The organism is Thermoanaerobacterales bacterium (genome assembly GCA_030019475.1).
GTDB lineage: Bacteria > Bacillota > Desulfotomaculia > Desulfotomaculales > JASEER01 > JASEER01.
This window is the reverse complement of the sequence record JASEER010000004.1, coordinates 64,377-88,822: the sequence shown is the minus strand read 5'-3', so window position 1 is coordinate 88,822 and position 24,446 is coordinate 64,377. Positions and strand designations below refer to the sequence as shown.

Annotated in this window: 30 protein-coding genes; 28 read left to right on the top strand and 2 right to left on the bottom strand. The window is 62.2% G+C overall.

Going from position 1 to position 24,446, the window contains the following annotated elements:
- The first annotated feature begins 196 nt into the window (after positions 1–196).
- From QMC81_02075 to QMC81_02025, 11 genes are all read left to right on the top strand, one after another.
- A complete protein-coding gene (locus QMC81_02075; protein MDI6906262.1) occupies positions 197–1,642 on the top strand; it encodes a VanW family protein in 1,446 nt (481 codons plus the stop codon).
- Between the two features lie 55 nt (positions 1,643–1,697).
- A complete protein-coding gene (locus QMC81_02070; GenBank protein ID MDI6906261.1) occupies positions 1,698–2,435 on the top strand; it encodes a hypothetical protein in 738 nt (245 codons plus the stop codon).
- Positions 2,436–2,530: 95 nt separating this feature from the next.
- Complete coding sequence (gene mltG, locus QMC81_02065; protein MDI6906260.1) at positions 2,531–3,580, top strand: endolytic transglycosylase MltG; 1,050 nt, start codon at positions 2,531–2,533, stop codon at positions 3,578–3,580.
- Between the two features lie 168 nt (positions 3,581–3,748).
- Positions 3,749–5,485: a penicillin-binding protein 2 gene (locus tag QMC81_02060; GenBank protein ID MDI6906259.1), complete on the top strand. Its 1,737-nt coding sequence runs from the start codon at positions 3,749–3,751 to the stop codon at positions 5,483–5,485.
- A gap of 51 nt (positions 5,486–5,536) precedes the next feature.
- Entirely contained in the window at positions 5,537–6,304 is a 768-nt protein-coding gene (locus tag QMC81_02055) for a helix-turn-helix transcriptional regulator (GenBank protein MDI6906258.1), read from the top strand.
- Between the two features lie 367 nt (positions 6,305–6,671).
- Positions 6,672–6,992 (top strand): thioredoxin, encoded by a 321-nt coding sequence (gene trxA, locus QMC81_02050; GenBank protein ID MDI6906257.1) that lies wholly within the window; start codon positions 6,672–6,674, stop codon positions 6,990–6,992.
- A gap of 27 nt (positions 6,993–7,019) precedes the next feature.
- A complete protein-coding gene (locus tag QMC81_02045; GenBank protein ID MDI6906256.1) occupies positions 7,020–7,241 on the top strand; it encodes a cation transporter in 222 nt (73 codons plus the stop codon).
- Between the two features lie 144 nt (positions 7,242–7,385).
- The gene (gene rimP, locus QMC81_02040) at positions 7,386–7,889 is read left to right on the top strand and encodes a ribosome maturation factor RimP (protein MDI6906255.1); all 504 of its coding nucleotides are present in this window, start codon (positions 7,386–7,388) and stop codon (positions 7,887–7,889) included.
- Entirely contained in the window at positions 7,879–9,051 is a 1,173-nt protein-coding gene (nusA, locus tag QMC81_02035; GenBank protein ID MDI6906254.1) for a transcription termination factor NusA, read from the top strand. Before rimP ends, nusA begins: the two co-directional genes overlap by 11 nt.
- A gap of 57 nt (positions 9,052–9,108) precedes the next feature.
- Positions 9,109–9,354 (top strand): YlxR family protein, encoded by a 246-nt coding sequence (locus tag QMC81_02030; GenBank protein MDI6906253.1) that lies wholly within the window; start codon positions 9,109–9,111, stop codon positions 9,352–9,354.
- Entirely contained in the window at positions 9,338–9,658 is a 321-nt protein-coding gene (locus QMC81_02025) for a L7Ae/L30e/S12e/Gadd45 family ribosomal protein (GenBank protein MDI6906252.1), read from the top strand. Before QMC81_02030 ends, QMC81_02025 begins: the two co-directional genes overlap by 17 nt.
- A gap of 49 nt (positions 9,659–9,707) precedes the next feature.
- On the opposite strand, the gene QMC81_02020 is transcribed toward QMC81_02025, so the two are convergent.
- Positions 9,708–9,929 carry a hypothetical protein gene (locus QMC81_02020; GenBank protein MDI6906251.1) on the bottom strand — a complete coding sequence of 74 codons (222 nt, stop codon included), beginning with the start codon at positions 9,927–9,929 and terminating at the stop codon, positions 9,708–9,710.
- Between the two features lie 183 nt (positions 9,930–10,112).
- The gene (locus QMC81_02015) at positions 10,113–10,523 is read right to left on the bottom strand and encodes a hypothetical protein (GenBank protein MDI6906250.1); all 411 of its coding nucleotides are present in this window, start codon (positions 10,521–10,523) and stop codon (positions 10,113–10,115) included.
- Between the two features lie 105 nt (positions 10,524–10,628).
- On the opposite strand from QMC81_02015, the gene infB reads away from it, so the two are divergent.
- The 17 genes from infB to dapB all read left to right on the top strand — a co-directional run bounded on the left by infB (position 10,629) and on the right by dapB (position 24,417).
- A complete protein-coding gene (gene infB / locus QMC81_02010) occupies positions 10,629–12,563 on the top strand; it encodes a translation initiation factor IF-2 (protein MDI6906249.1) in 1,935 nt (644 codons plus the stop codon).
- A 16-nt stretch (positions 12,564–12,579) separates the two neighbouring features.
- Entirely contained in the window at positions 12,580–12,942 is a 363-nt protein-coding gene (gene rbfA / locus QMC81_02005; GenBank protein ID MDI6906248.1) for a 30S ribosome-binding factor RbfA, read from the top strand.
- Positions 12,939–13,952 (top strand): bifunctional oligoribonuclease/PAP phosphatase NrnA, encoded by a 1,014-nt coding sequence (locus QMC81_02000; protein MDI6906247.1) that lies wholly within the window; start codon positions 12,939–12,941, stop codon positions 13,950–13,952. The genes rbfA and QMC81_02000 overlap by 4 nt, the downstream gene beginning before the upstream one ends.
- Positions 13,936–14,883, top strand: a complete 948-nt coding sequence (gene truB, locus QMC81_01995) for a tRNA pseudouridine(55) synthase TruB (GenBank protein ID MDI6906246.1) — start codon at positions 13,936–13,938, stop codon at positions 14,881–14,883. The genes QMC81_02000 and truB overlap by 17 nt, the downstream gene beginning before the upstream one ends.
- Positions 14,880–15,815 carry a bifunctional riboflavin kinase/FAD synthetase gene (locus QMC81_01990; GenBank protein MDI6906245.1) on the top strand — a complete coding sequence of 312 codons (936 nt, stop codon included), beginning with the start codon at positions 14,880–14,882 and terminating at the stop codon, positions 15,813–15,815. Before truB ends, QMC81_01990 begins: the two co-directional genes overlap by 4 nt.
- A gap of 121 nt (positions 15,816–15,936) precedes the next feature.
- The gene (locus QMC81_01985; GenBank protein MDI6906244.1) at positions 15,937–16,143 is read left to right on the top strand and encodes a hypothetical protein; all 207 of its coding nucleotides are present in this window, start codon (positions 15,937–15,939) and stop codon (positions 16,141–16,143) included.
- Entirely contained in the window at positions 16,140–16,376 is a 237-nt protein-coding gene (locus tag QMC81_01980; GenBank protein ID MDI6906243.1) for a hypothetical protein, read from the top strand. Before QMC81_01985 ends, QMC81_01980 begins: the two co-directional genes overlap by 4 nt.
- 84 nt (positions 16,377–16,460) lie before the next feature.
- The gene (rpsO, locus tag QMC81_01975) at positions 16,461–16,727 is read left to right on the top strand and encodes a 30S ribosomal protein S15 (GenBank protein ID MDI6906242.1); all 267 of its coding nucleotides are present in this window, start codon (positions 16,461–16,463) and stop codon (positions 16,725–16,727) included.
- 61 nt (positions 16,728–16,788) lie between these two features.
- On the top strand, positions 16,789–19,026 hold the full coding sequence (locus QMC81_01970; GenBank protein MDI6906241.1) for a polyribonucleotide nucleotidyltransferase: 2,238 nt from the start codon (positions 16,789–16,791) through the stop codon (positions 19,024–19,026).
- A gap of 59 nt (positions 19,027–19,085) precedes the next feature.
- Positions 19,086–19,775: a polysaccharide deacetylase family protein gene (locus QMC81_01965; protein MDI6906240.1), complete on the top strand. Its 690-nt coding sequence runs from the start codon at positions 19,086–19,088 to the stop codon at positions 19,773–19,775.
- A gap of 77 nt (positions 19,776–19,852) precedes the next feature.
- Positions 19,853–21,118: a pitrilysin family protein gene (locus tag QMC81_01960; protein ID MDI6906239.1), complete on the top strand. Its 1,266-nt coding sequence runs from the start codon at positions 19,853–19,855 to the stop codon at positions 21,116–21,118.
- Between the two features lie 27 nt (positions 21,119–21,145).
- Complete coding sequence (gene dut, locus QMC81_01955) at positions 21,146–21,595, top strand: dUTP diphosphatase (protein MDI6906238.1); 450 nt, start codon at positions 21,146–21,148, stop codon at positions 21,593–21,595.
- A 68-nt stretch (positions 21,596–21,663) separates the two neighbouring features.
- Positions 21,664–22,005 carry a hypothetical protein gene (locus QMC81_01950; protein ID MDI6906237.1) on the top strand — a complete coding sequence of 114 codons (342 nt, stop codon included), beginning with the start codon at positions 21,664–21,666 and terminating at the stop codon, positions 22,003–22,005.
- A 36-nt stretch (positions 22,006–22,041) separates the two neighbouring features.
- Positions 22,042–22,311, top strand: coding sequence for a YlmC/YmxH family sporulation protein (locus tag QMC81_01945; protein ID MDI6906236.1), 270 nt, complete (start codon positions 22,042–22,044; stop codon positions 22,309–22,311).
- Positions 22,312–22,370: 59 nt separating this feature from the next.
- Positions 22,371–23,387, top strand: coding sequence for a hypothetical protein (locus QMC81_01940; GenBank protein ID MDI6906235.1), 1,017 nt, complete (start codon positions 22,371–22,373; stop codon positions 23,385–23,387).
- Positions 23,368–23,532, top strand: coding sequence for a hypothetical protein (locus tag QMC81_01935; protein ID MDI6906234.1), 165 nt, complete (start codon positions 23,368–23,370; stop codon positions 23,530–23,532). Before QMC81_01940 ends, QMC81_01935 begins: the two co-directional genes overlap by 20 nt.
- An 84-nt stretch (positions 23,533–23,616) precedes the next feature.
- Positions 23,617–24,417 (top strand): 4-hydroxy-tetrahydrodipicolinate reductase, encoded by an 801-nt coding sequence (dapB, locus tag QMC81_01930; protein MDI6906233.1) that lies wholly within the window; start codon positions 23,617–23,619, stop codon positions 24,415–24,417.
- The last annotated feature ends 29 nt before the right edge of the window (positions 24,418–24,446 follow it).

Sequence of the window (24,446 nt, the reverse complement as noted above, 5' to 3'; positions counted from 1 at the left end):
TCCTGATCGACGTCGAGGACGAAGAGTGGGAAAAGGTGGCCGACGCGTGGCAGGATAGGGTTGCCAAAGAACATTAGGCAGAGGCTCAAACCTAGAACCTATGAGAAGTTCCAGACCCCCGGCGCCGCCCGCCTCAACGGCGGGCATCTGGTAATGACGCCGGGGGTTCACATCTGGGCGTCGGGGAGGAAGACAGGTGGCCGGCCCTAATGTCTTGCGCCGTCTTGCGCTGGGTTTACTGACGAGTATTGTTTTCGCAGCGAGCCTCTTTTGGGGGGTGGTGGCGGGTCAGGGTGCCGCCCAGCGTATTTTCCCGGGGGTATCCGTTCTGGGGCTGGACCTGGGCGGGCTGACAAGGGATGAAGCCGTGGCCCGCCTGCTGGCGCTCGAGAAGGAGCTGCGCGGCCGCGAGGTGGAGTTCACCCTTGACGGCAGGAAGTGGACTGTCACCCTGGCGGAACTGGGGTTCACCCTGGATGCCGAAGCCATGGCGGACGAGGCCCTAATAGCCGGCCGGGATGGCTTTTTTGTCCGCCAGTGGCTTGAGAGGCGGCGCCTGGCGCGTGACGGGGGCAGCATCCCCCTCAGGGCGGCCGTGGACAGGGCGCGGCTGGCGTTCGTGACGGAGCAACTGGCCGGGGATCTCGTGCGGCAGCCTCGTGACGCCGGCTTCCGGATTACCGCCGATGACCGGGTCGTGATCGTCCCCGGCGAGGGTGGGCGGGTCATCGATACGGACCGCCTCTATCAGGACGTCCTGGGTTCCCTCAGCTGGACCTACCCCCATCCCATTCCCCTTCCCGTGCGCAGGGTTCAACCCGAACATACGGCCGAGGATATCGAGGCCATGGGCCTGACCGGTCTTCTGGCCAGCTACACAACGAGCTTCGATCCGTCCCTCGTGAACCGGTCTTACAACATCAGTGTGGCGGCGGCGGCGATGGACAATCTTCTCGTACCGCCGGGCGAGGTCGTATCCTTTAACGCCATCGTCGGTCCGCGGGACAGCACCGCGGGTTATCGGGAAGCGCCCATCATTATCGATAACCAGTTTGAAGACGGCATGGGAGGCGGTGTCTGTCAGGTCTCGTCAACGCTCTACAACGCCGTACTCCTGGCGAACCTGGAGATCGTCGAACGGGCCAATCACTCCCTGCCCATCAGTTACGTTCCGATCGGCCGGGACGCCACGGTGGTTTACGGGGCGGTGGATTTTAAGTTCAGGAATAACACGGGGTGCTATGTCTTTATTAAGCAGTCCATGGGCAGGGGCCGCCTCACCTTCAAGATCTTCGGGGACACCGCCCGCCAGAGGCGGGTCGAGGTGCACAGTTGGGTCACCGAGACGATAGAGCCGAAGGTGATACGGGAAGAAGACCCTAACCTGAACGCCGGAGAGGAGGTTGTCAAGCAGAAGGGCCTGAAAGGATACAAGGCAAGGGCCGAAAGGTGGGTCTGGCAGAACGACGGGAGCGTGGTCAAGGAGCCCCTTCCGTCAAGCCATTACCGCCCTCTGAACCGCATCATCGCCGTCGGGACGAAACCTGCGCCGGTGACTATTACGCCAAAACCCGGGGCGGACGTGCCGGCAACCGGTGAAACGGCTCCGGAACTGCCGCCCTTGCCGCCGCTGAATCAATAATAATATCACGCCGGCACCCATATAGATTATTAGATCCGACGAGGGGGTGCCGCTGTTGAAGAAGGTGGTTGTCGCCGGGCGAAACGACTCCGGTAAATCGACCGTCTTGGGCGAGATTTACCGGGCTCTCCGGGCGCGGGGCTACCAGCCGCTGGCGATCGGCTCCGGGGTTCAGGACGAGAAGCCTTACTTTCACAAAGGGATCGACCCCAATTACATAACCATCGCCATCCCCGAACCCGGCCGTGACGTAGCCGAGGACATAGAACGTGTCGTACGGCAGTCCGTGAACCAGATCAAGGAAAAGAACCAGCTTATCCTGAACGCCCGCAAGGCTCTCGATGACTTGAACAAGGTGCGGTCGGTCCTCGAACTGGGATACCTTTCCCAGAAGGACATCCCGCCGGTGTCGACCCTGCCGGACCTGGTGCTGATCGAGGCCGTGGGCATCAACGACGGGTACAAGTCTCTGGAAACCCGGCAACTGGCCGACATCCTGGTGAGCACCGTTCCGGCCAACATAAAGAACGAGATCCTGATGGAACCCGGAAACATCCTGCTCGACGAGGCCGATATCATCGTGGTAACCAAGATAGACGACACTCCTCGGAGTGTCTCTTCGACCACGGTAAAACTCCTGCAGCGCTTTTTCCGCCACAAGCCTATCATTCCCGTTGTGGCCACGCAGGGAGTCCACCTGGATCTGGTCGTGGATGAAGTCGTAAAGCGCTTTGCCGAGCCGTTATTGCTTATTGACACTGCCACCGGCGCCCTTGCTGCCCACGAGGAGTGAAGTGCGGTCCGCGAGAAGCGTCGAAGGAAGGTTGTAGCTGCCCCGAGAGCGATGCTATAATGGGGCCATCTACCAACCGTTAAGGGGTGGCCTCCTTGGGGAAGGCTCCGCGCACCCTTCGGCGCCGTCGTACAAGCGTTCTGGACCGGTTGCTGTTCTTTTTCGGCCTGTTCCTTATTGTGACAGGCATTTTTGGTTTCTACGCTGTGTTTATCCTGAGTCCTGTGGGGCCGCCGGACGCCGCCAGCCGGAGGCTTAGTATCCCCGCCAGGAGCACCGCGGCCGAGATTGCCTCCCTGTTGCGTGAGGAGGGGTTGGTCCGCAGTGACCTGGCGTTTCGCGCCTTCGTCCGTTACAAGGGCTTCGAGTCCGGGCTTAAGTCCGGTGAGTATGAACTTTCGCCCGCCCTTTCAACGCCGGCCATTGTTGAGCGGCTGTTTCTTGGTCGCCAGGCCACGCAGCGCTTTACCGTCCCCGAAGGGTACAACACCGCCCAGATCGCCGCCATCCTGGGGAAGGAAGGCCTGGTGGACCCCAAGGCCTTCCTGGACGAGGTCGCCACGGGCCGCTTCTCCCACCCGTTCCTGCAGGCGCTGCCTCAGGGGCCGCGCCGCCTCGAGGGCTACCTCTTCCCCGATACTTACGCCGTCACGCGAGACCTGGGCCCCCACCGCATCATAGACTGTATGCTCGCCCGCTTCGCGGCTGAGAGTGAGCGGCTGGACCTGGCCGCGGGCGCCGAGCGAGTCGGCCTGGATCTCCATCAGGCCGTAATACTCGCCTCCCTGATTGAAAGGGAGGCCCGGCGGGATGATGAGCGACGGCTTATCTCCGGGGTGTTGCATAACCGCCTGCGCCTCGGAATGCCCCTGCAGGTAGATGCCACGGTACTGTATGCCCTCGGCCGCACCGCCGCCTATCAGGTTACGCTGGACGACCTCAAGGTTGATTCCCCTTACAATACTTACCGCATTACCGGCCTTCCGCCCGGGCCAATCGCCAATCCGGGCGCCGCCTCTCTTGCCGCCGCCGTGAACCCGGCCCGGACCCCCTATCTTTATTACGTGGCCAAGCCGAACGGCAGCCACGCTTTTGCGCGTACCCTGGAGGAGCACAACCGCAACAAGGCTCTGTATCAGAGGTAGGGCAGAGGGCCCGGGGGCCCGGCCCGGGCGGGATACGGCGCCGGCGCGGGGCCTTAACCCGGCGGCTACCGGAATTAAGGAATAGCTCCGCCCTTGCATGGGAATACTAGGAAAATGGTTCTCCAGGCCGGGGGAGCCTTGATGAACCCGTGCAGGAGGCGGATAGACGTGGGGCGTTCCCATCCCCGGCGTGTACGGAGCCTTTTTCTGGCGCTCCTCGCGTGCTTCGGGCTGCTTATATGGCGCCTCGGTGTCATCCAGGTGGCCCAGCATGACCTTTACGCAGGTGCCCGCCTGGAACAGGGCACGGCGGCCGTGCCTTTGGAGAGCGAGCCGCGGGGGCGTATCCTGGACCGCAACCTGGCGCCCCTTGCCGGAGGCGTCCCCGAGGAATGCGTGGTGATAATCCCTGCGTTAATGAAGGACGCCGACCATGTAGTGCGCCGGCTGGCCGCCGTCCTTGGGCGGCCGGTATCCGAGGTCCGCTCGCAAATGGGGAAGCCGGGCGCTCTGCCGTACAGCCTCTCGCCTTCACAGCGGAGGGCCCTGGCCGCACACCAGTGGGAAGGGGTCTACGTCCTGCCCGTTACCGTTCGGTACCCCACGCCATCCCTGGCCGCGCACGTCCTGGGTTTCACCGGTCCTGTAGCCGGCCGTGACGAGATCGCAGCTTTGTCGAGGGCGGGAAGCAAGAGCTACGGTCTGGGCGACCGGGTAGGGAAGGCGGGACTTGAACTGGCCTACGAGCAGGACCTGAAGGGCAGCCGGCCCGCCCGCACGGCACGGGTCTTCGTCGACGCCCGGGGCCGCCCGCTTCAAGGACTGGGCCTGGTGGTCACGGAAGGGGCGCCGGACGGGCGCCATGACCTCGTCCTCACCCTTGACCGTCGCGTGCAGGCCGCGGTGGAGGAAGTCCTTGACCGCCACGGCGTGCGGGGCGCCGCGGCAGTGCTTGACGTCGGTAACGGGGACCTTCTGGCGGTAGCCTCGCGGCCGGGGTTTGACCCGCGCGCCCCCGGCAAGGCCGCGAAGAAGGATGGAGATCCCTTCGTGAACCGCGCTCTGGCCTTGTACCAGCCCGGCTCGGTCTTTAAGCTGGTGGTGGCGGCTGCGGCGCTCGAGGAAGGCCTGGTCACTCCTGAAAGCGTTTTCCGCTGTGAAGGCCGCTCCGAGCAGTTGATTCCGTGCTGGAACGGCGCCGGTCACGGTGAACTCACTTTCGGCCGTGCCTTCGCCGAATCGTGCAATCCGACCTTCGCCAAGGTTGCGCTCCGCCTTGGCGCGGAGCGTCTGGCGGCCTTTAGCCGGCGCCTGGGGCTGGAGGATGACGGCATCATCGGCCTGCCCGTGAAACATGACCCGCGGCAGGACTTGAGCGCCATCGCACGGCCGTACAATCTGGTTAACGCCAGTATCGGTCAGGGGCCGGTCCTCCTCAACGCCGTACAGGCCGCCGGGTTGGCCGCCACCTTTGCCAACGGGGGGACATATTTCCGGCCGCGCCTGGTGGCGGAGGTACGGTCGGGTGGCAAGGTCCTGCGGCGGCTGCCGCCTGATCAAGGCCGCCCCGCGGTGTCGTCCGGTACAGCCGCCGCCATGCGCCGCCTTATGACACTCGTAACCACTGAAGGGAACGGCAGGAGTGCCTGGGTCCCCGGCTGGGGCAGCGCGGGGAAAACCGGTACCGCGGAACTCGGCGACGGCTGTACGAACGCCTGGTTTGTGGGCTATACGCCTCTGGCCCGGCCGCGCTACGCCATCGCCGTCTTCATCGAGGGGGGCGTCAGCGGCGGTGAGGCGGCCGGTCCGGTCTTCCGGGAGATCGCCGATCGTTTATTGGCCTGCGCGCCGAAGCCCGGGGCGAGGGCCGGCGACGGGTTGTCAACTCAAGTCCCACTATTATAGAATGATAGTAAAATAAAAACATTTTCAGTGTGACGGGAGAGCGAGCGCAACGTGATTATCCGTGGTGAACAGGTCCGTGCCTTGCGCGAGGAACGGGGCTATACTCTGCAAGAACTTGCACGGCGTGCTGAACTGTCGCTATCTTACCTTTCCGAGATCGAACGCGGTTCAAAGCGCCCTTCGCTGAAGAGTCTGGAGAAACTGGCCGCGGCCCTTAACGTCACCAAGGCCCAACTGGTCGAAGGGGAACCGCGGGGTGCGAGCTTGACCATCGGGGAAAAGATCCGGGTTCTTCGAGGTGAAAAGGGCCTCAGCCTGTCCGCCCTTGCCGAGCGGGCCGGGATTTCGGTGTCCTACCTGTCGGAAATCGAGCGGGGGGCGGTCTATCCCTCGCTGGCGACCCTTAAGCGGCTGGCAGAGGAACTCGGCGTGCCGGCGCTGGTCCTCATCGGCAACGAGGGCTCGCTTGGGCATAAACTCCGCATGCTGCGCGAAGAATACGGCATGACGCAGGCTCAACTGGCCCGCCTGGCGGGGGTTACCGCGGGACTAATCGGGCAGGTGGAACAGGGAAAGGTCCAACCCTCGCTCAAGACCTTGGAGAAGCTGGCTCAGGCCATGGGTGTCTCCCCATGTTACTTCATCATGGAGCCGGGGGCCCCGGATCAGATGCTCAGCATGATGAACCCGGAACTGCGCGAACTGCTGGTCCATCCGAACGTTCAAGCCATCCTGGGGCTGGTGTGTAACCTGAACCGCAAGGAACTGCAGTTTGTTTTGAATTTTATTCAGATGTTCAAGCAGTCCGGGCTCGGTTGATGCCGGGCCGCGGGATTCGGTCTTGTCAGTCACTGGTCTTTATATTAAAATCGTATAGTAATTTAATCCAGCACCAAGGGGTGTTCGGGGTGCCCTTGTATGAGTTTCGCTGTCAGGACTGCCGGTATCGTTTTACCGTCCTCGTGCCGTACGCCGAGCGGGAACGGGTAGTGTGTCCGCGATGTGCCAGCAAGCAGGTGCGCTTGCTCCTGGGCTCATTCAGCCTCGGGAGCGGGTCCGCAGGGGGCGGGTGCGGCGCAGGGGCAGGCGCTTCAGGCGGCGGCTGAGCTGTTTAGCGCCGGGGACAGTGTGTTCCCCGCAGCAGATAATCTTGCAAAAATTATTTCATAGAAAGAAGGTTCAGAGAATGGTGATCAAGCTTGATCAGCAGAATTTCGAGGCGGAGGTTTTAAATAGCGGTGAACCGGTCCTGGTTGACTTTTGGGCCCCGTGGTGCGGGCCGTGCCGGAGCATGGCACCCGTCATTGAACAGGTAGCCGAGGAGTTCGCCGGGCGTGTCAAAGTCGGCAAACTGAACGTCGACGAGAATAAAGAGCTTACGGCGCAGTTCGGCATCAGGGGGATCCCGACCCTGCTCTTCTTCAAGGGGGGCAAGGTTGTGGCCCAAGAGGTCGGCTTTACGGCGAAGGAAACGGTGGTCGAGAAACTCAACGGTCTTCTCGGCTGAGGCCGCGGTTCGGGAGGCGGTATCCTTATGTCGCGATCCCTCGTTGTCTATGTTAAGGGTATGAGTTGCCGGCATTGCAAGGCTGCTGTTGAGAAGGCGGTCGGCGCGGTGCCCGGGGTGCGGGAGGTGCGGGTCGACCTGCCGTCCGGAGAGGTGCGGGTGAGGGTTGCCGACGCCGGACTCGCGGCGCGCGTGGCGGAGGCCATCGGCGGCGCGGGGTATGAAGTCGTGAGCTGGCGGGAAGAATAGATTTAAGTAGGGACTTGTAAGGCGGATCATCTTATGCTATACTTACCGTGGTTTAGGACCTGGTGGCCGAGCGTTTTTTCCCGAAGGAGTGGGTTTGACCCACTCCTTCGTCTTAGCCCTGAATCCTACGCGAGGAGGATGAAGTTGGCACAGGCATCAACAGTCGCCGCCCGCGTCGCCGAACTGGCCGCCCCGGTGGCCGCCCGGTACGGGCTCGAACTGGTCGACGTTGAGTACCGCAGAGAGGGAGGGCGCTGGTACCTCCGTCTTTTTATTGATAAGCCCGAAGGGGTAGGGCTTGACGACTGCGAGGCGGTGTCCAATGCCATCAGCCCCATCCTGGACGAAGAGGATTTCATCCCGCAAGCCTACTTTCTGGAGGTCTCATCTCCCGGGCTGGAGCGGCCCCTTAAAAAGCCATCAGACTACGAACGCTTCCGGGGACGCCGGGTCAAGCTGACCACCTTCGCACCGGTCAACGGGCGGAAGAGATTTACCGGAGTCCTTTTGGGGCACGACGCTCAGGGCGTGCATCTTGAGGTCGACGGACAGCCCATCCTCGTCCCATGGGAGAGCATTGCCGTGACCCGTCTTGTTTTTGAGTGGGGCGATTCCCCCGCAGGAGGTTCAGTGAAAGATGAACAGTGAGTTCCTTGAGGCCATCCATGCGTTGGAGAAAGAGCGCGGGATCGCGCAGGAAGTCCTGATCGAGGCCATTGAGGCCGCGCTGCTGTCCGCTTACCGGCGGAACTTCGGCACCTCGGCCAACGCCCGGGTGCATATCGACCGGCGGACCGGGGAATGTCGTGTCTTCAGCAAGCGTGCCGTCGTAGATGAGGTCCAGGATCCCAACACCGAGATTTCGCTCGCCGAGGCGCGTCGGATTAACCCTTCCTACGAACTGGAGGACATCGTGGAGACCGAGATCACGCCCCGGAACTTCGGGCGGATAGCCGCCCAGACGGCGAAGCAGGTCGTTGTGCAGCGGATCCGCGAGGCCGAGCGGAACCTGGTGTACGAGGAATTCTCCAGCCGGGAAGGGGACATCATCACGGGGGTTATCCAGCGTTTGGAGCAGCGCAGCGCCTACATCGAATTGGGGCGCGCCGATGCGGTCCTTACCCCTCAGGAGCAGATCCCCGGCGAGCGCCTTTATCCGGGTTTACGTATCAAGGCCTATATCGTCGAGGTCAAACGAACCACCAAGGGGCCTTTAATCATCCTCTCCCGCACCCATCCCGGTCTCCTCAAAAGGCTCTTTGAACTCGAGGTTCCCGAATTGCAGGAGGGGCTGGTGGAACTCAAGGCGGTTGCGCGTGAGCCCGGGGTGCGCTCCAAGATCGCCGTCTATTCGGGCGACGAACATATCGACCCGGTGGGGGCCTGCGTCGGGCCGAAAGGCATCCGCGTGCAATCCATTGTCAACGAACTAAACGGGGAAAAGATCGACATTGTCAAGTGGCACCCCGACCCGTCAAAATTCGTAGCGGCCTCCTTGAGCCCGGCCAAGGTCGTGGCCGTGGAGATATGGGAGGACGAGAAGATCGCGCGGGTTATTGTACCTGATTACCAGTTGTCCCTGGCCATCGGCAAGGAAGGGCAGAACGCCCGCCTGGCCGCCAAGCTTACCGGGTGGAAAATCGATATCAAGAGCGAATCCCAGATGGCCGAAATCTATCGGGAATATATGGAACAGCAGGGCTACGCCGGAGAGCCGGGTATGGAGACGAAGCCGGAAGCGGAACTGGATGCCGGCGAGAGCGAGGATTTAGAGCCCGTGACCGATTCCGGGCAAGGGGAACGGGCCTGAGCTGCGGGGAGGCGTGCAACCCTGGCGCATATAAAGAAGGTACCTCTGAGGCTCTGCGTGGGCTGCCGGCAAATGCGGCCCAAGCGCGAACTCATCCGGATCGTTCGAACCCCGGACGGCCAGGTGGTATTGGACTTCACCGGGCGACGGGCCGGGCGCGGCGCCTATCTCTGCCCTGACATAGCCTGTTTTGAGGAGGCGGCCCGGAGTAAACGCCTCGAGCATGTGCTCCACCAGCGTCTTGACCCGGATTTGATGGCGCGCCTCCGGGAGGAGGTCATGAACCGTGGATCAGGTTCTTAAGCTTCTCGGGCTCGGGCAGCGGGCACGCAGCGTTGTTTCGGGCGACGAAGGGGTGCGGGCCAAGCTGGAACGCCGCCAGGCACGGCTGGTTATAATCGCGGCCGACGCCGCCCCGGCGACGCAGCAGGATTTTTCCGCCCTCTCCCGAAGGTTCGGCGTTCCATTCGTGCTCTTTGGTGCGAAAGCGGAACTGGGTGCGGCCCTGGGGAAGTCTCCCCGTGCTGTGGTTACGATCCTCGATCAACATCTGGCGCGGCGTATCCTGGGCTGCCTTCAGGAACCGTCGCAACAATCTCAGGGATAGCCGGTCAGCAATGGCGGAGGGTTTTTGGTATGGCATTTTTGGAGGTGGTTTAATGGGCAAGAGACGTGTCCACGAAGTAGCGAAAGACATCGGCCTGGAGAGTAAAGAACTGCTCCGAGCCCTGACGGAGGTGGGGGTTAACGTGAAGAACGTTCTCTCCACCCTGGAAGACCATGAAATCGCCGCGGTTACGAGGCACATCAGGGCGCGGCAGCAGCGGAAACCTGTTGTTCCGGAGACGGAGGCGCAGCGCCCGGCGACGCGGACGCAACCCAAGAAGGCCTCCCCCGGGACGGGCCCCGCTCCCGGTCCGGCCGCGACGACGGCCAAGGACTCTCCGGCTCCCCCACCGCCACCTCCTAAGAGCCGCCCTCCGCGTCTTAGCCAGTTCGGGCCCGGGCTGGTGGATAAGGTGCCCCAGCGACCGCCGGACCGGCGCTTTCTGGAGCGCCCTCTAAATATTCCGGGTCACCTGCAGCCCCTGGTGCGAACCGAGCGCCAGGCTGCCGTCCCCGGTCCCTCCGAGGAAAGACCGGCCGCTCCTGCGCCAACGGTCGCACCCGTGAAACCGGAGAAGACTGAGCCTGCACCGGCGGCCGCCAAGACAAAAGCTGCGCACCCGGCGCCGCAGGAGCCCGTGCGCCGGCCCGGCCCGGCGCGCCCGGCTGATGTGCGGCCGGCCCGGCCCGGCGTACCACGTCCGGCACCGCAGACGCCGGAGCAACGGCCCGCGACCCCGCGTCCGGCCGAGCAGCGTACTCCATTTGCGGCCGGTCCGCGCCCGCAGGGTGGCGCACCGCGCCCGCATAGCGCCGGCCCGCGGCCGCAGGGGGCCGGTCCGCGCCCCCAGGGTGCGCCACGGCACGGGGCACCCCGTCCCGGCGCACCGGGACGGCCTGCGGGACGCCCTCACGGTCGCCGGCCTGGTCTGGACCTTAGCCGGGCCATTCCCAAGCCGCCCGCAGAGGTGGTGGAGGCCGCACGGCTGGAGAAGGGCGGCGGACAGCAGCGGTTGGCCGCCAACCGTGATCAGGGCCGCGGGGCCGGGCGCAAGTGGGACGGTTCCCGTAAACAAGGGTTCAATGAAAACAAGCTGATTCGCACCCGCCAGGGGCGTGGCCGCGCGGAGCGTGTCCCGGTCGAGAAGAAACTGATCGTCCTTACGGACAGCCTTACGATTAAGGATCTGGCAGAGAAGATGTCCATTAAGGCCGCGGATGTTATCAAGCGCCTGATGGAAATGGGGACGATGGCGACAATCAACCAGGAGATTGACGTGGAGACGGCGGCGATTATCCTCCAGGAATTCGGCTTCCCGGTTGAGATCAAACGGGAGGAAGACGTTGAGGCGCTGCAGTTGGAGTCCGAAGCCGCCGATGACCTGTCCAGCCTGGCTCCGCGCCCGCCCGTGGTGGTTGTAATGGGCCACGTTGACCATGGGAAGACTTCGTTGCTGGACGCTATACGGGACACGAACGTCACAGCGACGGAGCACGGCGGCATCACCCAGCACATCGGCGCCTACCAGGTGCAGCATAAAGGGAAGCGGATTACCTTCCTGGACACCCCGGGGCACGAGGCTTTCACCGCGATGCGTGCCCGGGGCGCCAGCGTGACGGATATCGCCATTCTGGTCGTGGCGGCCGATGACGGCGTCAAGCCGCAGACCGTCGAGGCGATTAACCACGCCCGGGCGGCGGGTATCCCCATCATCGTCGCCATTAACAAGATCGATAAGCCCGACGCCAACCCGGAGCGGGTTAAACAGCAACTCACAGAGCACGGCCTCCTCTCCGAGGAATGGGGCGGCGACACGATTATGGTCCCGGTATCGGCACTTACCCACCAGGGCTTGGGGGATCTTTTGGAGATGGTACTCTTAGTCGCCGAAATGTCCGAGCTGCGCGCCAATCCCAACCGGCCGGCGCGGGGGACGATAATAGAATCCCGCCTGGATAAAGGTCGCGGTCCCGTGGCCACCGTCCTGGTCCAGAACGGCACACTAAAGAGCGGCGACGCCCTGGTCGCCGGAAGCTGCTTCGCCCGTGTGCGTGCCATGATGGACTACAAGGGCCGCCGCGTAAAGAAGGCGGGGCCGTCCACGCCGGTGGAGGTCCTCGGTTTTTCCGAGGTCCCCGCGGCCGGCGATACCTTCTTCGTCACCGACGATGAGAAGCTGGCACGTGAGATCGCGGATAAGCGGCAGCTGAAAAAGCGCCAGGACGAGTTCCGTGCCTCCGGGCGCCTGTCCCTGGAGGACGTATTCAAGCGCATCCAGGAGGGGGAGGTAAAAGAACTCCCGCTGATTCTGAAAGCGGACGTACAGGGATCGGTGGAGGCGCTCGCCCAGGCCCTTGAGCGGCTCAACACCGGCGAGGTCAAGGTTCAGATCATTCACCAGGGCGTGGGCGCGATTTCAGAAACCGACATCATGCTGGCTTCGGCCTCGAATGCGGTGGTCATCGGCTTCAACGTGCGGCCGGATGTTAACGCCCGGCGTGCCGCCGAGCGCGAAAAGGTGGATATCCATCTGTATCAGGTGATCTACGACGCCATCAATGACGTCCGGGGCGCCCTGACCGGTCTTCTGGAGCCCGAATACCGCGAGGTGACCATTGGGCAGGCTGAGGTCCGCAAGGTCTTCCGGGCCTCGAAGATCGGCAGCATCGCCGGCTGCTATGTTCTTGACGGCAAGATCTCCCGGGACGCCAATGTCCGGGTGGTTCGCGACGGCGTTCTCGTTCACGAGGGCAAGCTGTCATCTTTAAAACGTTTCAAGGACGATGTCAGGGAAGTGGCCCAAGGCTATGAATGCGGCCTGACCCTGGAGAACTTTAACGACATCCAGGAGGGCGACCAACTGGAGTTCTACACGATAGAGACCGTACGGCGCGAGTTGTCGTAAGCAGGGGGCGATAAGGATGGCATACCGGCCGGAACGCCTGGCCGAGGTCATTAAGGCCGAAACGGCGGAAATCCTGCGACAGTTAAAGGATCCTCGCATTGGTTTTGCGACCGTTACCGCTGTGGACGTTTCATCCGATTTGCGCTATGCGAAGATTCGCGTCAGTGTCCTTGGAAATCCGGATGAACAGGAGCAGACCTTGCGGACGCTGCAACGTGCGCAGGGGTTTGTGCGCACCGAGTTGGGGCGCCGCATTCGCCTCCGCTACGCGCCGGAGGTCACGTTCACGCTTGATGACTCGATTCGTGAGGGTATACGGCTCACGACCCTGATCGATGAGATCAGCAAGCGGGAGGAAGGTGGACCGCGAGAGAGATGATTAACGACCTCCCGGGCATTGCTGCGGTCGTGCGGCAGGCGCGACGGCCGGTCATTGCCGGACACGTCATGCCGGACGGGGATTGCATCGGGTCGGTTTTGGGTCTGAGCCTTATCCTGGAGGCGCTGGACCAGCAGCCCACTCTCGTGAGTGCCGACCCGGTGCCGTTAATCTACCGTTTTTTGCCCGCGGCCGACCGCTTTCATGTCGGGCATGTACCTCCCGGGGAGTACGACCTGTTTATAATGCTGGACTGCTCGGTCCCCGAGCGGCTGGGTGACCCCGTCAAGCTGCTACTATCCAGGCCGGGGCTTCAGGTTGTTAATATCGACCATCACATCTCCACGCAACCGTTCGGCGATTATAACTATATCGACGCCGGGGCATCCGCCGTCGGGGAGATCGTCTACGACCTTGCCGGCCTCCTCAATGTACCACTCACCCGGGAAATCGCCGTATGCCTTTACACAGCGATTCTCACCGACACCGGGTGTTTCCGGTACGACAACACTACGGCCGACACTCACCGGCGGGTAGCGCGCCTGATTGAATGCGGCCTGTCGCCGGCCATGGTGGCCACGGCCATTTACGATGAGAAGCCCCTTTCCGCCCTGCGGCTGTTATCCGCCGTGCTCCAAACCCTGCGGGTGAGTGACCCCCGCCGGCTGGGCCGGCTGGCCTGGATGCGCCTTACGCAGGCGATGGAACGGCAGGTTGAGGCCAGGGAGGAGGATGCGGACGGTCTCATCAACTACGCCCGGATGGTTGAGGGCGTGGAGGTCGCCCTCCTCTTTCGTGAGACGGCGGACGGAAAGGTCAAGGTGGGCTTCCGTTCGAAGCACGCGGTCGACGTCAGCCGCCTGGCCGGGTGCTTCGGGGGCGGTGGTCATCCGCGCGCGGCCGGTTCCGTGATAGAGGGAAGCATTGATGAGGTCGAGGCCGGTATCGTGGCCGCCGCGCTGGAGACGCTTGACGGGGGAGGCAGCGAGGGCAATGGAGGGCATCCTTAACCTGCTCAAGCCCCCCGGCATGACATCCCATGACGCCGTCGCCTACCTCCGGCGCCTGACCGGCGTTAGAAGAATCGGGCACACCGGGACGCTGGACCCGGGAGCAGCGGGGGTGCTCATCCTTTGCCTGGGCCGGACCACACGCCTGGCCCGGTTCCTGGAGCCCGCCGACAAGCGCTATCGCGCCGAAATCACGTTCGGGCTGTCGACGCGCACCCAGGATGCCTTCGGTGAACCGGTGGCGGAGGCCGATGCCGGGCGCTTGACGGGCGAGGCCTTGGAGCAAGTGCTGACGGGGTTTGTCGGGTCCCTGGAGCAGGTCCCTCCCATGACATCAGCCATCAAACAGGGGGGGCGCAAGCTGTACGAGTTGGCGCGTGAAGGCCGGGATGTGGAGCGCGCGCCACGCCGTGTGACCATCTACAGCCTGTCGTTGATCCGGGTTTCGCGTCTTGGAACCCCTCGACCACGGGCGGTCTTTGACGTGCATTGTTCAAAAGGGACCTATATCCGGACCCTTTGCGCCGATATCGGCGCCGCTCTGCAGCTTCCGGCCTACATGTCCTTCCTGATACGCACGGCGGTGGGAGGCTTTAAGCTTGCCACAACGCTCACCCTCGAGCAGGTGGCGCAGGATGTACGGGCGGGATCACTGCCCCGGCGGTTGCTGCCGCCAGATAAGGCCCTGGCAGCCTTTCCAGTGGTTCTTGTGCGGGAGTCGGCGGTGCGCGCCGTTAAGAACGGCGCCCGCCTCTTCCGCCCGGGGGCGGTTAACTGGCCGGAAGGCGCGGTGCGCTTCGTGCGCCTGCATGACGCACATGGCTTGTTAGGTGTGGCCGAATGGCGTGAGGGGCACGATAAAGATAAGGTCTGGCTGCAGCCAGTGTGGATCACCGCCGAAGGCCGAGAAGGAGACACAAGGTTGAAATGAACGTCTACACCCGATTTCAGTCCTTAAAAGCACACTATCCGCACCTGATGTTGGGCCTGGGCAACTTCGACGGTGTTCACGCCGGCCATCAGGCTCTCATTCGGGCGCTGGTGCAGCGATGCCGGGTGACCGGATCGGTGCCGGGCATTTTCACCTTTCATCCGCACCCGGTGGCCGTTTTGCGGCCCAAGGACGCTCCGTTACTTCTTCTCTCCCCCGGCACGAAACAGGAACTAATGTCCCGCATGGGGATAGACGTTTTTCTTTCCATCCCGTTCGACCTGGAATTCGCACGGATGCAGCCCGAGGAGTTTGTCCGCCTCGTGCTGGTTGATGAACTGGGTGTCGACGGCGTTTTCGTAGGTTACAACTACACGTTCGGGCATCGTGGGGCCGGGGATCCGCCTCTTTTGGAATCATTGGGAATGGTTATGGGCTTCGAGGTGTGCGTTATTCCTCCGGTGACCATCGAGGGGCAGGTGGTTTCAAGCACCCTGATCCGCCGTTTGCTTTCTGAAGGTAAGGTACGGCAAGCCGCTCGTTACCTGGGTTACGAACCCTTCATCGAGGGTACGGTTGTGGGCGGCGACCAGCGCGGGCGCGGGCTGCTGGGTTTCCCCACCGCCAACATCGAGATGCCTGCCGGGCTGGTTGTGCCGCCGGACGGCGTGTACGCGGTAAGGGTCTTGATCGGCGGCGAGACCTTCCTTGGAGTGGCGAACATCGGTTTGCGCCCGACCTTCAAGGGGCAGAATAAAACAAGGAATATCGAGGTCCACGTCTTTGATTTCGCCGGCGACCTTTACGGGGAATCCATCCGCGTGTTGTTCCGTGACCGGCTCCGCGGCGAGCGTAAGTTTGCGTCACCGGAAGAGCTTTCCCGGCAGATTGAGGCCGATATTATGCGGGCCCGGGCTGTCCACGCCGAGTAGGCACATTTACACCGCCGGTCAACTATGCTAAAATATGTCGGGTGTACCGCCGGCTGTGCCATGCACTGAGAGTCGGGTGCCTGACGCAAATGAGACCCCGGTTGGGGGAGGTAGGTAAGAGGTGGGTCGCCCCGTTTCACTCTCGGAAGAGCAGATGCGGCACCTGACCGATGACATTGCCGTTATCTGTCTTAGCGAAGGCTTTTTACGCCTGCGGGAGGAACTGGAGACGATTTATGCCTCGGCCTGCCAGAGTAACGTGAGTCGTACCGCCTTTTCCGACGCCCTCTTTGCTTTTCTGGCGGAAAAGGTTGGCGTGAAAACTTGAGTTCAAAGGGAAAACCGATAATTATCACCGAACATGCCCAACAACGGCTGCGCGAAATGCGGCAACAGGCAATCACCGTCGACGATATCGTCGCGGCCGCAACCAGCATCCCGGGCATGATTGTTACCGCCACCCGCTTTCGGGGCTTTATAGCAGCCTCGGGCCGGCCCTTCGACCTTGTTGTCAAGGACTTGTCCGACCGGCGCGTGGTGATCACCGTCATTGGGAAGTGATGAACTGCAGGCTAGGCCCGGCGTTCCTCCAACACCGTGCTTGGCCCGCAGCGATTCATAATAAACAATTTGGAGGATCAAAGCATGCTGTCCCCGGAAAAGAAACAGTCCATTATCAAGGAGTTTCGTACCCATGAACAGGACACCGGTTCCCCGGAGGTGCAGGTGGCCATCCTCACGGAGCGCATTAACCAGCTCACGGAGCATTTGAAGAGCCACAAGAAGGACTTTCATTCCCGTCGCGGCCTGTTGAAGATGGTCGGCCAACGCAGGGCGCTTCTAAACTACCTGCGGGAAAACGAATTTGAACGCTATCGGACTTTGATCGAACGCCTGGGACTGCGCAAGTAGGGGGAGGTACCCCTACTTTTGCTTTGAACAGGGAGAAGACGTAGGAGGTTTAGAACAGCAAATGACGCCGGAAAAGGTTATCAAACGCGACCTGATAGTCGGGGGACGCGAGCTTTCGGTTGAAATCGGCCGCGTGGCGGGACAGGCCAGCGGCGCGGCTCTGGCCCGGTACGGCGATACGGTGGTGCTTTCCACGGCCACCCATGCCCAGTTGCGCGAAGGCCTGGATTTCTTCCCTCTGACAGTGGACTTTGAGGAGCGGCATTACGCTGTCGGGCGCATCCCCGGAAGCTTTTTGAAACGGGAGGGGCGGCCCGGGGAGAAAGCCATTCTTTCGGCGCGCATCATTGACCGCTCCATTCGCCCGCTCTTTCCGAAGCAGTTCCGCCGGGACGTTCATATCGTCAATACGGTGCTTTCCGTCGAGCAGGATTGCGCGCCCATCGTGGCCGCGCTGTTCGGCACCTCATGCGCTCTGGCCGTCTCGGATATTCCTTTTAACGGCCCGGTCGGCGGGGTCATCGTGGGGCGGGTCGACGGGCGCCTGGTTATCAATCCGACCCTGGAACAGTCCGTTCACTCCGATATGCACTTGACGCTGGCCGGGCACCGGGACGCCGTCAACATGGTTGAATGCGGCGCGTACGAGGTGCCGGAAGAGGTCATCCTTGAGGCCATCGCCTTTGGACACGAGGAAATAAAGCGGATTGTCGCGTTCATAGAAGACCTCCGCGCCGAGTGTCTGGCCGCGGGCCTTGCCAAGGAGAAGCTTGTGGTGGAGACGGTCGAGCCGGACCCCGAACTCGTGGCGGCGATCAAGCCGGGCGCCGCCGATCGGATCAAGGAGACCGTGCTCTACTGTCGGGACAACCGTTTGGAAAAGAAGCCGCGTGAAGAACTTCTGGAAAAGGTAAAGGAAGAACTCCGCACCCAGGCCCTTGAGGCTTTCCCTGAACAGGAAGCCGTGATCCGGGAGATCGTCGACAGTGCGGAAAAAGAAGTCTTCCGCACCCTCATCGCGCGTGATAAAGTGCGCATTGACGGGCGCGCCACCGATGAGATCCGCCCGATTAAGGTGGAAGCCGGCGTTCTTCCCCGGACGCACGGGTCCGGTCTCTTCCAAAGGGGACAGACGCAGGTCCTTTCGGTGGTTACGCTCGGGGCGGTCAGTGACGAACAAATCCTGGACAACCTCTCGCCCGAGGAATCAAAGCGTTTTATGCACCACTATAACTTCCCGTCCTACTCCACCGGGGAAACCCGCCCCATACGGTCTCCCGGCCGGCGGGAGATCGGCCATGGCGCCCTCGCCGAACGGGCCCTGGAGGCCGTGATTCCACCCGAGGACACGTTCCCCTACACCCTGCGGATCGTTTCAGAGGTCCTCTCATCCAACGGGTCGACGTCTATGGGCAGCGTCTGCGGCAGCACCCTGGCGCTGATGGATGCCGGTGTTCCGATCAAGGCTCCGGTGGCCGGGATCGCCATGGGCCTCATTATGGAGGGCGAGGACTTCACCATCCTCACCGACATCCAGGGGATCGAGGATCACCTGGGCGACATGGATTTCAAGGTGGCCGGCACCACCAAGGGCATCACCGCGCTCCAAATGGATATCAAGATCTCCGGCGTAAAGCAGGGAATCCTTTCGCGGGCGCTCGCCCAGGGGCGGCAGGCACGCCTTTACATTCTGGACCGCATCCGCGAGTTGCTGCCGGCACCGCGGCCGGAGCTGTCGCCGCTGGCCCCGAGGGTACTGCATACCGTGATCAACCCGGATAAGATCCGCGAGGTCATCGGTCCCGGCGGGAAGGTTATCCGGAAAATAACCGAGGAGACGGGAGCCGACATCGATATTGAGGACGACGGGCGATGCTTCATTACCGCGCCCGACGGCGAGAGCGCGAAGAAAGCCCTCTCGATCATTGAGGCCATCACGGCCGAGGTGGAGGTCGGGAAGATCTATCTTGGCCGCGTTACCAAGTGTACGGATTTCGGATGTTTCGTGGAGGTTATTCCGGGCGTTCTCGGACTTCCCGGCAAGGAGGGTCTGGTGCACATCTCGCAGCTGGCGCCTGTCCGCATCCGGGCGGTCGAGGACGTCGTCAAGGAGGGCGACCAGATCCTCGTTAAGGCCATCGGCTACGACCAGCAGGGCCGCCTGAAGCTTTCGAAGAAGGAGGCCATGACCCCGGAGGAACGTGCCGCCGCCGGGGAACAGCCGGGAGCAGGAGGCGCCCCGGCACCGCGAAGGGAAAGGGAGCACAGGCCAAGAATGCGCGGCGGACGGGACAGGTAACATCCCGGCAGGTTTTTTTCCAGAGATGCACGCATATCATCTCTTTGAGGTGATGATGCGTGCGCCGCAAAATGCTGACTATTCTCCTGGCTGCCATATGCCTCCCGGTTGTGGGGGGCTACCTTTTGGCCCTGAACCATGCCACGCGCCCCGTGGTCCAGGAGCCGGTCTGCGAGGGGAGCAGGGCCTCGGCACGGATCGCGCTCACGGTCAACGTTGACTGGGGAGAAGAGTATCTCCCCCTGATTCTTGAGACCTGCGCTGCGAAAAACGTCCGCCTGACCTTCTTTATCACGGGGCGCTGGGCCGAGAAGTTTCCCGATATGGTCCGCAGGATTTCGGCGGCGGGCCACGAGGTGGGGAGCCATGGGTATGCCCATCCGCACCCGGATCACCTGTCGGTGGACGGCAACCTGCGTGACATCCGGCGGGCGGAAGATGTTCTCACCAGGATACTCGGAGTGCGGCCGCGGCTTTACGCACCTCCTTACGGCGAGCGCGGTCCCGCCGTCCTCCAAGCGGCCGAGTCGGCCGGCTATCGTACGGTCCTATGGAGCGTCGACTCCGTGGATTGGCGCCACCGTGACCGTGCTTATATCGTCCGCCGCGTGACCGGGCGCGCCCACAACGGGGCGATCGTCCTTATGCATCCCACCGAGGCCACGGCGGCCGCTATGCCGGAACTCATCGAAAGCCTTAAAGACAAGGGATATGAACTGGTGACCGTTTCCGAACTGATTGCGGACTGAACTTGAAACCTCTCCGCATCGGGCAGGATTTTCCTCCGACGGTGCGAATAGACGTTCCTCAGTGGGGAGGTTAAACCATGCCGCAGATAAGTACCCTGGAGAACGGGGTACGGATCCTGACCGAATACATTCCGCACGTCCGCTCAGCCTCGATCGGTGTGTGGATCGCTGTCGGCTCCAGGGACGAGCCGGAAGACGTCAGCGGAATTTCACACTTTATAGAGCACGTCCTGTTTAAGGGTACCGAGCGGCGCACGGCGAAAGAGATCGCGGAGGCCCTTGACGCCGTCGGGGGCCAGCTTAACGCCTTCACTACCAAGGAATACACCTGCTATCACGCCAAAGTGTTGGACGAGTACTTCCCCCTGGCCGTGGATATCCTCACCGACATGCTCTTTTTCTCATGCTTCAACCAGGATGACATTGAACGCGAGAAGAACGTTATCGTCGAGGAGATCAAGATGTACGAGGACGCGCCGGACGAACTCGTCCACGACGTCCTTGCTTCCACTCTCTGGCAGGGCCATGCCCTTGGACGTCCGATCATCGGGCACGTTGACGTGGTTCAGCGTCTGCTTCGGGACGACTTGCGGTACTTCTACGGGCGCCACTATCGCACCGGCCGGCGGGTGGTTATCGCCGCGGCCGGGAATATCGACCACGCCCGGGTCGTATCCATCCTGTCCCCCGTATTCGCCGATCTTTCGGGGACAGCCCGGGAGCGGGAGCTTAAAACGCCGGTGGGGCATGGGAGTTTTATCTGCCGCAACAAGGAGACGGAGCAGGTTCATCTTTGCCTGGGAACACAAGGACTGGCGCTCAACCACGAATGTATCTACCAGTTGCAGGTGCTCAACACGATCCTCGGAGGCGGGATCAGTTCCCGGTTGTTTCAGCGTATCCGCGAGGACCTGGGCCTGGTTTACAGCATCTATTCCTATCATAGCGCCTATCGTGACACCGGGGTCTTTGCCATATATGCAGGCCTTTCCGCCGCGAACGTCGACCGTGTCCTGGACCTTATCTGCGCCGAGATCGAAGACATCCGCACGCACGGTATCACATCCGAAGAGCTTAAACGCAGCCAGGACCAGCTCAAGGGCAACTTCCTCTTAAGCCTTGAGAGCGTGAACGCCCGTATGAGCCGGCTGGGCAAGTATGAACTCTACCTGGGCCGCGTCCCGTCACCGGAGGAAGTGGTGGCCAGGGTCCAGGCCGTCACGGTGGAAGAGGTGCGAGACCTGGCCCGGCGCCTGTTGCGCCCGGAAAAAATGTGTCTGGCGGCCATCGGTCCCTGGACCGGCGAAGACGGCTGGCATGCCGCCCTGGGGCGGTTGAAGTAGGGGGAATTCAATCTGTCTGATGCATCCATCAGGGTACGGGTCAAACGGCTTTCGCCCCTGCTCGGCGTGACGGTTCCCGAGCCCGCTTATGCCACGGCCGGGGCGGCCGGAATGGACTTGGCCGCCTGCCTGGAAAGCCCCCTCACGCTCGGGCCCGGGGAAAGGGAACTCGTACCCACCGGCCTGGCGATAGAGTTGCCGTCCCGCGCCTTTGTGGCCCTTGTCTTTCCCCGCAGCGGCTTGGCGGCGCGGCGCGGTGTCACCCTGGCCAACGCCGTGGGGGTCGTCGACGCCGACTACCGGGGGGAGATCCTCTGCCCGCTGATCAACCTCGGCCCCGACCCCGTCACCATCACGCCGGGCGACCGGATCGCCCAGGTCCTCTTTCTCCCCGTCGCCACTGCGGCCCTTGAATGGGTGGAGAAGCTCAGCCCAAGCGTACGCGGGGACGGCGGTTTCGGTTCCACGGGTATGTAAAGATCCCTGTCCACCATCGGGGCATATTCCTGACCCCTGTCCCATAAACATGTACGGGGGTGGGAATAGTGGGAACCGTGCTCCTTTTCACTATCATAGTGGTCGTGCTGCTGTTTTGGTCCTTGCGCGAGCGCGTACGTATCAGCTCCTACCGCGCCGGCAAGGATCTCGATACCGGGGCGCGTGAATCGCCCTTCTCCAGGGCCCTCGGCAACCTGATCGGGGTCGCGGGCGGAATTTACCTTTCCCTTGTCCTTCTACTGACCTTTCTCGAGATTGAGGTGCCGTCACGTATCCACCTGGGGAAACTGGAACTGGAGCCCCTGGCCACGCTGGCGATAGCCGTTGCCATAGTCCAGCCCCTGTTTCTGAGGCTTGTGCAGGTTCTACGCCGTCGTTTCCTGGTTTAGAGCGCCCAAGACACGGCGGAAGGGAGCGAATAACCCTTGCGGATCAGAGACCTTGTGGGGAAAGAGATCGTCAATATCTTTGACGGGGCACGCCTCGGCGTGGTCGGAGAGTCGGACCTGATACTCGACCCCGAGACGGGCCAGATCCATTCTATCATTCTGCCCCGCCGGGCCAATCTCCTGAACATGTGGCTTGACCGGCAACAACTGGTGCTGCCCTGGGACTGCGTACGAAAGATCGGCAGCGAGGTCATTGTGGTCGACCTTGACCAGACTACGGCCCGCATCTCGCGTTTTGCCCTTTAGGCGGTGATACCTTAACCTCCAGGCGGCCATACTAAGGCCAAAAGCCGGGAGGCATTTTCTTGTCTTACCCCAAGCGCCGGGAACTAATCCAAGAGATCGCCCGATTGCGGAATTCCAGGGTGGTCAGCTATTTCACCGGTGACCGGGAGAACATTTCCACCCGTATCGCCCCCGACGCCCTGCCCGTTATCTACCGTCACCTGCGTGCCCGCCCGGCCGCCCCTCGGATCGACCTTTTCCTGTATACACGGGGCGGCGACGTCCTAACCCCCTGGCGCCTTGTGCACCTGATACGGGAGTTCGCTCCGTTCTTCGGGGTTCTGGTTCCTTATCGCGCTTACAGCGCCGGCACCCTCATTTGCCTGGGCGCCGATGAAATTGTGATGGGAACCTTGGGGGAACTGGGGCCGATCGACCCGAGCGTAGTAAACGCCTTCAACCCGGAGGATCCACATAACCCGGCGGCGAGAATCCCGGTCAACGTCGAGGACGTATACTCCTATCTGGCGCTGGCCCGCGAAGAGGCCGGCCTTTCCAGCGAACAGCATATGGCGCAGGTCTTCCTGCGGCTGGCCGCGCTGATTCACCCCCTGGCGCTGGGTAACGTGCACCGCAATTATCTCCTCGTGCGTTCCCTTGCGAAGCGGCTCATCTCCTTACGCGTTAACGCCCCGCCCCCGGAGCATGTTCAACACATCGTCGACAGCCTTACTGAACAACTGTACGCCCATAACCACATGATCTCCCGGCGCGAAGCGGCGGACGATATCGGTCTTCCGGTCGCCCGGCCCGACGGCCGGCTGGAGACCATTATGTGGGAATTGTTTCAGGACTATCGCGATGAACTGGCCATTGACCGCCCGTTCAATCCTGCTGAACTGCTCCGGGGAAACCGCTGCGAGTTCGAGGTGCCCGGGGGATTTATTGAATCGGATATCGGGCAGGACGTATTTACCTTCAGCGGCGCCGTTGAGCGCCGGAATCACCCCGAGGGGGTCCAGGTCAACGTCGACATTCTGCACCAAGGGTGGTGCCCCGGTTGGAGGGGGTGGAACGTTGAACACGGACAACAGTGAGAAGCATGTTTTCCGGGTGCGGGTCAACCGCCCGACACCGGCGCGCTATTATACCGTCGGGGAGTCGAGTGGGTGCCCTTCGGCCTCTTTCCGCATCCCGTACGGCGACCCGGGATCGCGGGTGGTGATTAGGGACAACCGCTGACCGCTGGAGGCAAATGGCTTGACAGCCTGTCACTGATAGCGTAACAATAACGTTAACCCCGGGGCCGAGGAGGTGAGAGAGGTTTTGGTTCGAGTAGTCGTATCCGGCGCCTCCGGCCGCATGGGCCGCGAGGTCGTCCGTGCCGTTACGCGGGAAAAGGATCTTGAGCTTGTCGGAGCCGTGGATGTCTCCCACATTGGTGAAGACTGCGGTGTGCTCGCCGGGTTGGAACCGAATGGAGTCCTGGTGGCGGATGACCTGAGCGCTCTCCTGGAGGAATTTAAGCCCGACGTAATGGTGGATTTCACCGCCCCCACCGCGGTTGCGAAAAACGTTATCTGCGCCCTGGAGGCGGGCGTACGGCCGGTAATCGGTACCACGGGCATGCCGGCGGCGGACCTGGAACGCATTATGAGACTGGCCGAAGAGAGGCGTATCGGGGGCCTGGTGGCCCCGAATTTTGCTATCGGGGCCGTCCTGATGATGCGGTTTGCCGCCATGGCGGCAAAGTTCTTCCCGACCGTTGAAATCATTGAACTCCACCACGACCAGAAGATTGACGCGCCCTCGGGGACAGCCGTGCAGACGGCCGAGATGATCGCCGCCGTGCGCGAAGACTTCCGCGCCAACACCGGCCGGGAGGAACTGAAGCTCGCCGGGGCGCGCGGGGCCGAATATCGCGGGGGGCTGCGTATCCACAGTGTCCGCCTGCCCGGCCTTGTGGCCCACCAAGAGGTACTCTTCGGCGGCCAGGGTCAGACGCTGACCATCCGGCATGATTCGATAACGCGGGAATCCTTTATGCCCGGCGTGATTCTGGCCATCCGCCGGGTGATGGGTCTTGACCGTATCGTATACGGTCTGGACAAGCTGATATTCGAATAGAGTTCCGGCTCCAAGCCTGACAGGCACCT

What these genes read in the sequence shown, in the direction of transcription:
- trxA (MDI6906257.1), top strand. Translation starts at nt 6,672, where the DNA reads ATGGTGATCAAGCTTGATCAGCAGAATTTCGAGGCGGAGGTTTTAAAT.
- QMC81_02045 (MDI6906256.1), top strand. Translation starts at nt 7,020, where the DNA reads ATGTCGCGATCCCTCGTTGTCTATGTTAAGGGTATGAGTTGCCGGCAT.
- nusA (MDI6906254.1), top strand. Translation starts at nt 7,879, where the DNA reads ATGAACAGTGAGTTCCTTGAGGCCATCCATGCGTTGGAGAAAGAGCGC.
- rbfA (MDI6906248.1), top strand. Translation starts at nt 12,580, where the DNA reads ATGGCATACCGGCCGGAACGCCTGGCCGAGGTCATTAAGGCCGAAACG.
- QMC81_02000 (MDI6906247.1), top strand. Translation starts at nt 12,939, where the DNA reads ATGATTAACGACCTCCCGGGCATTGCTGCGGTCGTGCGGCAGGCGCGA.
- truB (MDI6906246.1), top strand. Translation starts at nt 13,936, where the DNA reads ATGGAGGGCATCCTTAACCTGCTCAAGCCCCCCGGCATGACATCCCAT.
- QMC81_01990 (MDI6906245.1), top strand. Translation starts at nt 14,880, where the DNA reads ATGAACGTCTACACCCGATTTCAGTCCTTAAAAGCACACTATCCGCAC.
- rpsO (MDI6906242.1), top strand. Translation starts at nt 16,461, where the DNA reads ATGCTGTCCCCGGAAAAGAAACAGTCCATTATCAAGGAGTTTCGTACC.
- QMC81_01970 (MDI6906241.1), top strand. Translation starts at nt 16,789, where the DNA reads ATGACGCCGGAAAAGGTTATCAAACGCGACCTGATAGTCGGGGGACGC.
- QMC81_01960 (MDI6906239.1), top strand. Translation starts at nt 19,853, where the DNA reads ATGCCGCAGATAAGTACCCTGGAGAACGGGGTACGGATCCTGACCGAA.